We start from the raw sequence: 10883 nt of genomic DNA, 5'->3' as shown, positions 1-10883 counted from the left end.
TATCCTCGCCACAGCAGGGCCCGAACATGAGGAATTACGTGACGGCAGCCCCTGGGGAATTACGTGACCGTCGGCACCCGACGTCCTCGCTGATCCGCAGACCTTCCACGACAAGATGCTCCTGACTCTGACGCAACGCTCAGAGTCGGCAACTGGTGTCAGCGCGGACGAATTCCACATCTCGTTGCGCATGTATGGCTGGAACGGCGTCAGCGGTATGCCACCTCCAGACGGCGCGGTGCCGTTGGAGATCGGCATGCTCGGCGTCTTCACCGCGAGAACGCAGGAGATCGCCAGCGAGATCGCAAAGGCATGCAATCCGTACTTCTTCCACATGCCGGTCCGCATGGGAATGGAGTTGCCAAGTTATGGCTGGGCTTTCACGCCGGGCCACATTGACCGCGGCGCCGTGTATCAGTTCGTGCTGAATCATGCGGTCAGCGTCGATGATCCGCTTGAGCTGGTCCGGATCAAGACGATCGAGACCGGATCAGCCAGATCAGAAAGTGGCCGGTGATGCCTACAGTCCGCGAAGTCTGCCGCCACGTCAGGTCCAAGGTTGCGGGGCCGTTCTGGGTCACGATTGACTTGATGTTCGATGGCCAAGACCATTACGACCGGTACGTAGAGAGTCCGCAGCTCGGTGCCGAAGCGATCGGCGCTGTCTACGGAGTGAACCCAGAGACCGTTCATCTATATCCGATTCCGGCTCTGCGGGTGTTGAAAATTTCCTATCCTCGGCCGGTTCCGCAGGGCGGTGTCGTCGAACGTGACCTCCATTCCGGGCAGCAGTATGCCCGCCTGCTCGATATCGAGCTCACCACCTAGCAGGGGCGCGGTTGCTGGCCAGTTCCGAAATTCAGCGACCAGGACCTGAGTTCGCCGCACAGAGCGCGCGCACTCGAGCGCCGCGACCGTGCGCGATATGCCACCGGCAGCGGCGCGTCGGCGTGCAGACACGCGCGCTCGCGGTGCAAAGCGGCGCTCGCGGTGCAAGAGCTGTGCAACGAAACCTAGGCCGCCAGCGGGCTGTAGTCCGTCGTGCGTTGGCGTGCCGGGCGGCCGATCCCCTCGGCGATGGCCACCAGCTCCGCGACGGTCTTTGCGGAGCCGTTCTCGGAGCCGGCCATGCGGGAGATGGTTTCTTCCATCAGCGTGCCACCGAGATCGTTGGCGCCGCCGTTGAGCATGACCTGGGTGCGTTCGACGCCGAGTTTGACCCAGCTGGTCTGAATCGACGGGATGCGGCCGTGCAGCATGATTCGCGCCAGCGCGTGCACGGCGCGGTTGTCGCGGTGGGTGGGGCCGGGCCGTGCCCCGCCAGCCAGGTAGAGCGGGCTGGACTGGTGCACGAACGGCAGCGGCACGAACTCGGTGAAGCCACCGGTCTGGTCCTGAATTCCCTTGAGCACGTTGAGATGTCCGACCCAGTGCTTCGGGGTGTCGACGTGACCGTACATCATCGTCGACGACGAGCGCAGCCCGACCTCATGGGCCGTGGTGACGACCTCGATCCACATCGAGGTCGGCAACTTGCCCTTGGTCAGCACCCACCGCACTTCGTCATCCAAGATCTCTGCGGCCGTGCCCGGAATCGACCCGAGCCCGGCTTCACGGAGCGCGGTCAGCCATTCCCGGATGCTGGTGCCGGAACGGGTGACACCGTTGGCGATCTCCATCGGGCTGAACGCGTGCACGTGCATCGACGGCACCCGCGCCTTGACCGCGCGCACGAGGTCGGCGTAGCCGGTGACGGGCAGTTCGGGGTCGATACCGCCCTGCATGCACACTTCGGTGGCGCCGGCGACGTGGGCCTCCCAGGCACGGTCGGCGACCTCGGATGTCGAGAGCGAGTACGCGTCGGCGTCGCCTTTGCGTTGCGCGAACGCACAGAACCGGCACCCGGTGTAGCAGATGTTGGTGAAGTTGATGTTGCGGTTCACCACGAACGTGACGTCGTCGCCCACCACCTCGCGGCGCAGCGAATCAGCCAGCGCCGCCACCGCATCCAGCGCAGGACCGTCCGCGGTGGCCAACGCCAGATACTCCGCATCCGAGCATCCGGCAGGATCCTTCTCCGCTGAGCGCAGCGCGGCGAGCACATCGGTGTCGAGACGTTCGGGTGCGCGCGCCGCGAGTTCTTCGACCTTGGCTCGGATCGACTCCCAGTCCCCGAAGGCACTGCCCAGATCGCTGCGGGTTTCGGTCAGCCGGCCTTCGGAGTCGATCGCGCTGTGCAGATCGACCCGGCCCAGCGATTCGGTGGCCTCGTCGGGCTCCTGCCACGGCCGCCCGACCGGGTTGACGTCCAGCGCGTAGCCGGTGTCGGGGTCGGCGAGTGCGCTGACTTGCCCCATCACGCGAGGGTCGATCCACGCCGCCCCGGCCTGCACGTACTGGGGCTGGGCGGTCAACCGCTGCACCAGCTCGTAGCCAGCCTCTGCGGTCACGGCGGCGAGTTCGTCGAGGGCCGGCCAGGGCCGCTCCGGGTTCACGTGATCCGGCGTCAGCGGCGACACCCCACCCCAGTCGTCGACGCCGGCGCCGATCAACGCCAGACATTCCTCACGCGAGACGAGGTTCGGAGGGGCCTGGATCCGCATCTTGGGGCCCAGGACCAGCCGCGCCACCGCGATGGTCGCCAGAAAGTCGTCCATACCCGCGTCGGGGGCACCGGCCATGGCGGTGTGGGTCTTGGCGCGGAAGTTCTGCACGATGACTTCCTGCACGTGCCCGAACTCCTTGTGCGAGCGGCGGATTGCGTGCACCGTCTCCGCGCGCTCGGTCAGGTTTTCGCCGATGCCGACCAGCAGACCGGTGGTGAAGGGGATCGAGAGCCGGCCCGCGTCGTCGAGCGTGCGCAGACGCACCTCCGGATCCTTGTCCGGTGATCCGTAGTGGGCTTCACCCTTGGTCTCGAACAGCCGGCGCGACGTGGTCTCGAGCATCATGCCCATCGATGGGGCCACCGGCTTGAGCCGGGACAGCTCCGCCCACGACATGACGCCCGGGTTCAGGTGCGGCAGCAGCCCCGTTTCTTCCAGCACCCGGATCGCCATCGCACGCACGTAGTCGAGTGTCGAATCGTAGCCGCGCTCGTCGAGCCATTGGCGCGCCTCGTCCCAGCGCGCCTCCGGCCGGTCCCCCAAGGTGAACAACGCTTCCTTGCAACCCAATTGGGCTCCGCGCCGCGCGACGTCGAGGATCTCGTCGGGTTCCATGAACATGCCGCGGCCCTCGGCGCGAAGCCGGCCGGGCACCGTGACGAATGTGCAGTAGTGACACTTGTCGCGACACAGGTGGGTCACCGGGATGAACACCTTGCGCGAATATGACACCGGCAACCCGCCGCCCGGGCCGCGGCGCCCCGCAGCCTCCAGGCCCGCATCACGTACTCGCGACGCCGACGCACACAGATCGACAAGATCGTCGCCGCGGGCGGTCATCGCCACCGCGGCCTCGTCCACATTGAGGGCCACCCCGTCACGGGCCCGCCGCAGCACGCGCCGCAGGGCGGCGGGACTGGGCGCGTCGGACTTCGGTGGGACTACCGGGCTGGGAAGATCGGCGCCGCGCTGGGTGTTCAGAGCCACTTCCCTTTAACCCCGGCGTCGTGTCGGATCATCCAGCCGTCTCACTATCTGAAACAGCGCGGGCGTGCCTTAGGCAAGACATAGGGCCACAGTAGTCACCGGACGCGCCCATCGGCGTCCGCCCCACCTGCTCGATGCTCTTCGCGCAAGCGCTCATCGGCCGTCGTAACTCTTCGCGCAAGCGCTCATCGGCCGTCGTAACTCTTCGCGCAAGCGCTCATCGGCTGGGCGGGTGCACCACGATCCACGCTGCAGGCAGCGCCCCGACCGCGACGAGCAGCACCGAGCCGAACTCCATGACACCGCTGCCTCCGAAGACGATGTCGTCGCCCGGGGTGACGACCGTGAACATCACGACCGTCGCGAGCCACGTCCACAGCGGCAGTGCGGCAAGGCGGGGCACCGAGGTCCACTGGAACGCCGCCCACACCAGAGCCGCGTTCAGGATGCCGCTGAGTAGCGCGCTGATCGGGAACGGGACCGAGCCGATCCGCAGCGGAAGAAAGAAGACGGCCATCAGAGCCGAGAGGACGCCGTCGACGGCGAGAAGTGCGAGAAGAACCAGACGTAGCCGGCTGGGGGCCGGCGAGGCCAACGCCGTCAGGTCGGGATGCTGTCGAGCAGCGAGACGAGCGAGCCGACCACCCACTGATAGTTGTCCAGACGGTCCTGCCAGTGCTGCAGGTTGGGATCGAGATCCTGGTCCATGTCGTGCCCTTCCGTGCGCGGTCGGTTGCCGGGAGCTTACCCGGTGAGGGTGCGGTCAACCGAGGGTCAATCCCGAAAGCAGGTCGGTTTCCCAGCCACGGTCGTCGCGCTCCCCCGGGGTGACCCCGTCCGCAAGGCCGGCCAGGACGTAATACTCGGTCGAGTCGATCGGCAGCGCAAGGTTGTTCGACAGCGCGAAGCTACGCCCGTCGGGGGCGACCGTCACCTGGGTGGCGTGGGCTCGCAGCGCCTCCACCCGGGCGGGCGAATGCGGTGCCAGATCAAGCGCCGCGTCGATGGCGTCGTCGGCGAAACCGAACTGGGGCAGGTCGTCGGCGGAGACCCTGATCCACCCGTCGGGCACGTCGCCCATATCGCCGAGACCGGCAGCCAGCGCCGTGGCCGACGTCACCGTCCAGTACAGCTTGGGCACCTGCCAGGCCGACTGGCCGACCGCGGCCGTCGTTACCCGATGGGTGTGGATGTGGTCGGGGTGGCCGTATCCGCCGTTCGGGTCGTAGGTGACGACGACGTGCGGGCGCAGCTCGTCGATCACCGCCGCCAATGTCGCCGTCTGCTCGGCGAAGTCGCCGTCGACGAACCGTTCCTGCGCCCGGGCGGGGGTGCCCTCCATGCCCGAATCGCGCCACCGGCCCGCACCGCCGAGGTACCGGGGACCGTCGACACCCAGCGCGGCCAGCGCGGCCGTCAGCTCCGCTACGCGGTAGCCGCCGAGCTGATCGGCGTGGTCGACCGCGAGTTTCGCCCACTGGTCGCCGATGACCTCGCCCTCCTCGCCGAGTGTGCACGTGATCACCTGCACCTGCGCCCCGCGCGCGACGTAATGCGCGATGGTGGCCCCCGTCATGATCGTCTCGTCGTCGGGGTGAGCGTGGACGAAAAGCAGCCGCGGCGTCTCCATCCGATCAGCTTGCCCGCTCGTTGCCCGTCGCGGACGCCCGCCCTGGCATAGATTCCCCTCGTGCACCGCCGCGCCGTCCACTTCGGGTGTGCGGTCGTCGTCATCGGTCTGCTCGCGGGGATCGCCGGCGCCGCCACCACGCTGCTGCTGCACGGCATCGAACACCTCACCTACCACTACTCGTTCGGTTCGCTGCTCGACGGTGTCGAAGGCAGCAACCACGTTCGCCGCGCGGTCGGTCCGATGCTCGGCGGCGCGCTCGCCGGTGTCGGCTGGTGGGCGATGCGCAGGCGCTACAAGCAGCCGTCGCTGTCGGCGACGCTCGCCGGGGAACAGCCCGTGCCGCGGCTGCTGATGTCCGCCGACGCGGGCCTTCAGGTGCTTCTGGTCGGATCGGGGGCCTCGCTGGGCCGCGAGGGCGCGCCGCGCCAACTCGCCGCGGCGTGGGGCGATTTCGGCGTGTCCCGGCTCGCCCTGACCGACGCCGACCGCACAATCCTGCTCGCGTGCGCCGCGGGCGCCGGTCTCGGCGCGGTCTACAGCGTCCCTCTCGGAGGCGCGGTATTCGCCGCGCGCATCCTGCTCGGCACGTGGCATCCGCGGGCGCTCGGTACGGCGCTGATCACGTCCAGCATCGCGGTCGCGGTCGCGGCGCCCGTCACCCATCTCGAGCACCCACTGTCGTGGCCGGAGGCCGACCTGTCGTATCTGCTGGCGTTTCTGGCGCTGGCTCTCGCGCCACTCGCGGTGGCAGTCGGGCTGGCGTTCGACCGGGTGATGAATGCGGCGCCAACGCTGAAAGTCGACTCCTGGCTGGTGATTCCAGGGATCGCGGCAGCGGGCCTGCTGACCGGGATCTGCTCGATCTGGCTGCCCGAACTACCGGGCAACGGCCGCAGCATCCTCGACGTCAGCATGAACAGCGAGCTCACGCTGACCTCGGCTGCACTGATCCTGATTCTCAAGCCGCTGCTCACCACGCTGTTCCTGCGAGCGGGCGCCGTGGGTGGCCTGCTGACCCCCGCGCTGGCCACGGGCGCAGCTGCGGGGGCCCTGGTGACGCTGGCGCTGAACCAGTGGGCCGGAACGCAATTGCACGTGGCCGCGGTGTCGTTGAGTTGCGCGGCGGGCGTGCTGGCGATCACGCAACGTTCGCCGTTGTTCGCGGCGCTGTTCGTGTGGGAGCTGGCCCGCCCTCCGATCTGGCTTTTGGTCGTGTTCGCGATCGGCGCGTATGCGTCGTACGGGATCGCCGTCCTCCGGCGCAGACGGGTGGCGAACCGCCCGGGCACTACTGCGGAAGCTTGACCCAGGCGCCGGCGTCTCCGACGATCCCGACCGGCACCGCGCCGGTCAGGCTGACGTTCTGGACGCTGGGACCTGCCGCGACGATCGTGGTGTCCTGCAGGATCGGCAATACGGTCGACATCTCCCACAGCCGCGGCTCGACGTCGTCGATCACCTCGGCGATGTCGGCGGTCCCGTGCAGCGCCGCGTCGATTCTGGGCTGGATGCTGCGGTCGCAGATTCCGGTGATGTTGCTCGGCGCCTGGACGAGCTGGCCTGATTCCGGCGCCGGCGCGGGCGGCGACTGAGTAGCGGTGGTGCGCGCAGGCTGCGTGGTTCGGGGCGGTGCCGGCGCATCCGGAGTGGGCGACGGCGCCCCCGCCGTGGTCGGGACGGCGGTGGCCTGCAGGGCCGGGCAGCCGTACCGGGATGCCAGCGCCGTTGCAAGGTCGCCGCCGGCGGGGTGCCAGCCGATCACCGCGTCGACGAAGTTGTTGACGAGCGCTTCGCCGTACAGCGTCACCGGATCCAGCGCCGACACCGACGCCGCGATGCCGACGCTGCGCAACTGGTCGGCGGCCGTATTGGCGACGGCCACCGATGTGGGGTCGTTGGCGGCGACACCGAGCACCAGGGTCAGCGGCTCACCATCCTTGACGAGCCTGCCGCGATTGTTGTCGGGCGGTGCGGGTGCGGGTGGGTCCGGCGTCTCGACCGGTTCGATCTGGTAGCCGGCCTCCCCGAGCAGGGCCATGGCCTCCTCGCGCGCCATCGCGGGCGGGGCGGTAGGCACGTAGCCGGGGTCCGAGGGCGACCGCACCTGCGCCTGGGCCAGTGTGACGGTGTTGTCGTCTCCGGCCCCGACCGCGGCGAGCAAGTCGACGTCGAGCAGACCGAGCACAGCCTTGCGGACCGGGGTTTCGGCCAGCGCGGGCTGCTGGGCGCGCAGCGTGAGCTGCATGACGCGCGGGGTCACGATGCGGGCGGTACGCACGTCGGGAATTGCCGAGAGCTGAGCGAAGACCGCCGAGCCGCCGTGCACCTGAGCCACCTGGGTGTCGCCGTTACGGATCGAGTCGGCCAGTGCGGCGGGGGTGCCTGCGCGGCGGAACAGGATCAGGTCGGGGGTGGCAGGCTCACCCCAGTAGCGGTCGTTGCGCGCCAACAGGATCTCGTCGCGCTGCGGGTCGATGGTGTCGACCCGGAACTGCCCGCCGGTCACCGGCAGCGCCTGCGCGAGTCCGGCGGCGAAACCACCGGGAACGTCTTTGACGATGTGCGCAGGCAGGATGTCGTTGAACAGCTCCCGCCACGCCGGGTAGGGCTGGGAGAACGTGACGACCGCCGTCTTGCCGCCCTCGACGGACTGCACCCCGGTGATCAGGTCGTAGCCGGCCGGGTCCACGGCGCCGGGCTGGCTGACCATCTGCCGCCACAGGTACCAGAAGTCGTCCGCGGCGATCGGCGCGTTGTCCGTCCACTGGGCTTCCGGTCGGATCTTGTAGGTGACGGTGAACGGGTCCTGGCTGGTGACCTCGGCCGACTCCAGCAGCGAGGTGTCCATCACCCACGACGAGCCTGTCGGCGTGCGGGAATCCGGGACGGGCCGGAACGAACTCGGCAGCACCAGTGAGCTGATCGCCGCGTTGACCGGCGACTGGTCGGACAGCAGATGCGAGTTGAAGCCGGGCCCGATCGAATCGATCGCCACGATGATCTGCGTCGCCTTCATCGGCGGCGGCGGAGTCGATTCGGTGGTGTCGGTGCTCTGCGGCGCGGGCGGCGGGCTGACCGTGCAGCCGGTGATCATCGCCAGCGTCATCACCACTGCTCCGACACTGGCGCTGACGCGTCGCAGAGTCGTCGGCACGGTGCCAGGGTATCGAGCGCCCGGGAGCGGCGGCGCTACGACTGCGCCTGCTGCTTCGCGCGCGCCTTCGCCCGCAGCCGCAGCGAGGCCGTCAGCTCCACTTTGCGGACCCGCACGATCTCAGGCGTCACCTCAACACACTCGTCCTCGGCGCAGAACTCCATCGCCTTCTCCAGATCGAGTTCCAGCGGACGGGCCAGCGTCTCGATGACGTCGGCGGTCGAGCTGCGCATGTTGGTCAGCTTCTTCTCGCGGGTGATGTTGATGTCGAGGTCTTCGGCGCGCGGGTTGATCCCGACGACCTGACCCTCGTAGGTCTCCTGGCCGGGCTCGACGAAGAACTGGCCACGGTCGGCGAGCTGAATCATCGCGAACGGCGTGATCTGGCCACTGCGGTCGGACACCAGCGACCCGGTGTGGCGGGCCCGGATCTCGCCCGCCCACGGCCGGTAGCCGTCGAACACGGCGTTGGCGATGCCGGTGCCGCGGGTCAGGGTCAGGAAGTCGGTGCGGAAACCGATCAGGCCACGGCTGGGCACGATGAAATCCATCCGCACCCATCCGGCGGCGTGGTTGGTCATCTGCTCCATGCGACCCTTGCGGGCAGCCATCAGCTGGGTGATGGCGCCGAGGTGCTCCTCGGGAGCATCGATGGTCAGGGCTTCGAACGGCTCGTGCAGCTTGCCGTCGATGGTCTGGGTGACGACCTGAGGCTTGCCGACGGTCAGCTCGAAGCCTTCACGCCGCATCTGCTCGACCAGGATGGCCAGGGCGAGCTCGCCGCGGCCCTGCACCTCCCACGCGTCCGGACGGCCGATGTCGACGACCCGGATTGACACGTTGCCGACGAGCTCGGAATCCAAGCGGTTCTTCACCATTCGCGCGGTCAGCTTGTGGCCGGGCACCTTGCCCGCCAGCGGCGAGGTGTTGGTGCCGATCGTCACCGAGATCGCCGGCTCGTCGACGGTGATGCGCGGCAGTGCGTGCGCGTGATCGGGGTCGGCCAGCGTGTCGCCGATCATGATCTCGGGAATACCGGCGATTGCGACGATGTCGCCGGCCTCGGCGATGTCGGTGGGGGTGCGTTCGACGCCCACCGTGCGCAACAGTTCGGTCACCTTGGCGCTGGTGATGACGGGGTGGCCGTCGACGTCACGCATCCACGCGACCTGCTGGCCCTTCTTGATGCGGCCCTTGTAGATGCGGATCAGCGCCAGCCGGCCGAGGAAGGCCGACGCGTCGAGGTTGGTGACCAGCGCCTGCAGCGGCGCCTCGGGATCGCCCTGCGGTGGCGAGATGTGCTCGAGCAGGACGTCGAACAGCGGGTCGAGGTTCTCCCCGTCGGGGTTCTCGCCATTGGGCGGCGCAGTGGTGCTGGCGATGCCCGCACGCCCCGACGCGTAGAGCGTGGGCAGATCGAGAGCTTTCTCGGCCGCGGCCTGGGCCTCTTCGTCGAGGTCGGACGCGACGTCGAGAAGCAGATCGTGACTTTCCTCGACGACCTCGGCGATGCGGGCGTCGGGCCGGTCGGTCTTGTTGACGACCAGGATGACGGGCAGGTGCGCTGCCAGCGCCTTGCGCAGTACGAAGCGGGTCTGTGGCAGCGGCCCCTCGGAGGCGTCGACGAGCAGCACGACACCGTCGACCATTGACAGGCCGCGCTCGACCTCACCGCCGAAATCGGCGTGACCTGGGGTGTCGATGACGTTGATGACGGTCATGGTCCCGTCGGGATGGTGCCGGTGGACGGCCGTGTTCTTCGCCAGGATGGTGATTCCCTTTTCCTTTTCCAGGTCGCCGGAATCCATCAGGCGTTCGACCGCGTCGTCCCCTCGGTGGGTCAACGCGCCCGACTGGCGCAGCATCGCGTCGACCAGGGTCGTCTTGCCGTGGTCGACGTGGGCCACAATGGCGACGTTGCGAAAGTCCTGGCGCGAATTCACGCCGGTGATTGTCGCAGTGCAGGACACCGATCGCGAAAACGAGAGATTCCCGTCACTTGAAAATCGAGAAGCTTGCCGGCGCCAAACCGAAGAAGAAGTGTTGCCGCAGCAAGCCCCGCTGCAAGCGCTGCCCGCTCGTCCTCCACAAGGTCCACAAGGCCGAACTGCTGGGCATCCGGGGCAAGGAGCTCGAAAAGGTCTACAAGCGGGCCAGGAAAGCCTGAAGCGCGGCGGCCTCCGGGCGTAGTGTCGTAACCATCCGTGTGGCATTTCTGGAGGTGCCTTCATGACGGTTTACGCGGTTCTCACCATCGTTCTGATCACCGTGCTCGCCACGCTCACAACGTTGGCGATTTTCCTGGGTCTGGCCAATTGGATCGGCGCGTTCTACGTGGTGCGGTGCAGCGAGTGTCGTCATCTGACGTTCAGCTCGGCCAATCGCAACCAGGCGTCGTGCCCGCAGTGCCGGCATCCGGTGCTCACACATCCGATCCACGCGATGTCCCACCCGGGTGCGCGCCGGGATGTGCGGGTCGTCGGCGACCGCCTGCGCTTCTAGT

10 protein-coding genes are annotated in these 10883 nt (G+C 68.1%); 5 read left to right on the top strand and 5 right to left on the bottom strand.

All coding sequences use genetic code 11. The annotated features are described in order from the left end of the window. Positions 1–238 precede the first annotated feature (238 nt). Both AWC12_RS17860 and AWC12_RS17855 read left to right on the top strand, forming a co-directional pair. Complete coding sequence (locus AWC12_RS17860) at positions 239–517, top strand: phosphatase PAP2 family protein (RefSeq protein WP_165762820.1); 279 nt, start codon at positions 239–241, stop codon at positions 515–517. Then, positions 517–828, top strand: a complete 312-nt coding sequence (locus tag AWC12_RS17855; RefSeq protein ID WP_085175916.1) for a DUF4387 domain-containing protein — start codon at positions 517–519, stop codon at positions 826–828. Before AWC12_RS17860 ends, AWC12_RS17855 begins: the two co-directional genes overlap by 1 nt. Before the next feature lie 185 nt (positions 829–1013). Here AWC12_RS17855 and AWC12_RS17850 read toward each other — a convergent pair whose 3' ends face one another. From AWC12_RS17850 to mshB, 3 genes are all read right to left on the bottom strand, one after another. Continuing rightward, on the bottom strand, positions 1014–3593 hold the full coding sequence (locus AWC12_RS17850) for a bifunctional FO biosynthesis protein CofGH (protein ID WP_085175914.1): 2580 nt from the start codon (positions 3591–3593) through the stop codon (positions 1014–1016). Positions 3594–3810: 217 nt separating this feature from the next. After that, positions 3811–4242 carry a hypothetical protein gene (locus tag AWC12_RS17845; protein WP_085175912.1) on the bottom strand — a complete coding sequence of 144 codons (432 nt, stop codon included), beginning with the start codon at positions 4240–4242 and terminating at the stop codon, positions 3811–3813. Between the two features lie 114 nt (positions 4243–4356). After that, positions 4357–5223 (bottom strand): N-acetyl-1-D-myo-inositol-2-amino-2-deoxy-alpha-D-glucopyranoside deacetylase, encoded by an 867-nt coding sequence (mshB, locus tag AWC12_RS17840; RefSeq protein ID WP_085175910.1) that lies wholly within the window; start codon positions 5221–5223, stop codon positions 4357–4359. Positions 5224–5283: 60 nt separating this feature from the next. Between mshB and AWC12_RS17835 the strand changes: the two genes are divergently transcribed. Continuing rightward, positions 5284–6531: a chloride channel protein gene (locus AWC12_RS17835; RefSeq protein WP_085175908.1), complete on the top strand. Its 1248-nt coding sequence runs from the start codon at positions 5284–5286 to the stop codon at positions 6529–6531. Here AWC12_RS17835 and AWC12_RS17830 read toward each other — a convergent pair. Continuing rightward, the gene (locus AWC12_RS17830) at positions 6515–8332 is read right to left on the bottom strand and encodes an ABC transporter family substrate-binding protein (protein WP_110808676.1); all 1818 of its coding nucleotides are present in this window, start codon (positions 8330–8332) and stop codon (positions 6515–6517) included. The genes AWC12_RS17835 and AWC12_RS17830 overlap by 17 nt on opposite strands. A gap of 83 nt (positions 8333–8415) precedes the next feature. Continuing rightward, positions 8416–10323, bottom strand: coding sequence for a translational GTPase TypA (gene typA, locus AWC12_RS17825; protein ID WP_207576451.1), 1908 nt, complete (start codon positions 10321–10323; stop codon positions 8416–8418). Positions 10324–10379: 56 nt separating this feature from the next. Here typA and AWC12_RS30620 point away from each other — a divergent pair, with 56 nt between their 5' ends. Together AWC12_RS30620 and AWC12_RS17820 are read left to right on the top strand one after the other, a co-directional pair. Further along, entirely contained in the window at positions 10380–10547 is a 168-nt protein-coding gene (locus AWC12_RS30620) for a hypothetical protein (RefSeq protein ID WP_110808674.1), read from the top strand. Positions 10548–10609: 62 nt separating this feature from the next. After that, entirely contained in the window at positions 10610–10882 is a 273-nt protein-coding gene (locus tag AWC12_RS17820) for a hypothetical protein (protein ID WP_085175902.1), read from the top strand. Position 10883 lies beyond the last annotated feature (1 nt).

Source organism: Mycolicibacterium iranicum (assembly GCF_002101705.1).
GTDB classification, from domain to species: Bacteria; Actinomycetota; Actinomycetes; order Mycobacteriales; family Mycobacteriaceae; genus Mycobacterium; species Mycobacterium iranicum.
Note: the sequence above shows the minus strand (reverse complement) of the source record. Positions and strands in the feature narration are given on the sequence as shown.

Coding starts and splice junctions, on each gene's coding strand:
- AWC12_RS17855 (WP_085175916.1), top strand. CDS start 517: ATGCCTACAGTCCGCGAAGTCTGCCGCCACGTCAGGTCCAAGGTTGCG.
- mshB (WP_085175910.1), bottom strand. CDS start 5,223: ATGGAGACGCCGCGGCTGCTTTTCGTCCACGCTCACCCCGACGACGAG.
- AWC12_RS17830 (WP_110808676.1), bottom strand. CDS start 8,332: ATGACGCTGGCGATGATCACCGGCTGCACGGTCAGCCCGCCGCCCGCG.
- AWC12_RS17820 (WP_085175902.1), top strand. CDS start 10,610: ATGACGGTTTACGCGGTTCTCACCATCGTTCTGATCACCGTGCTCGCC.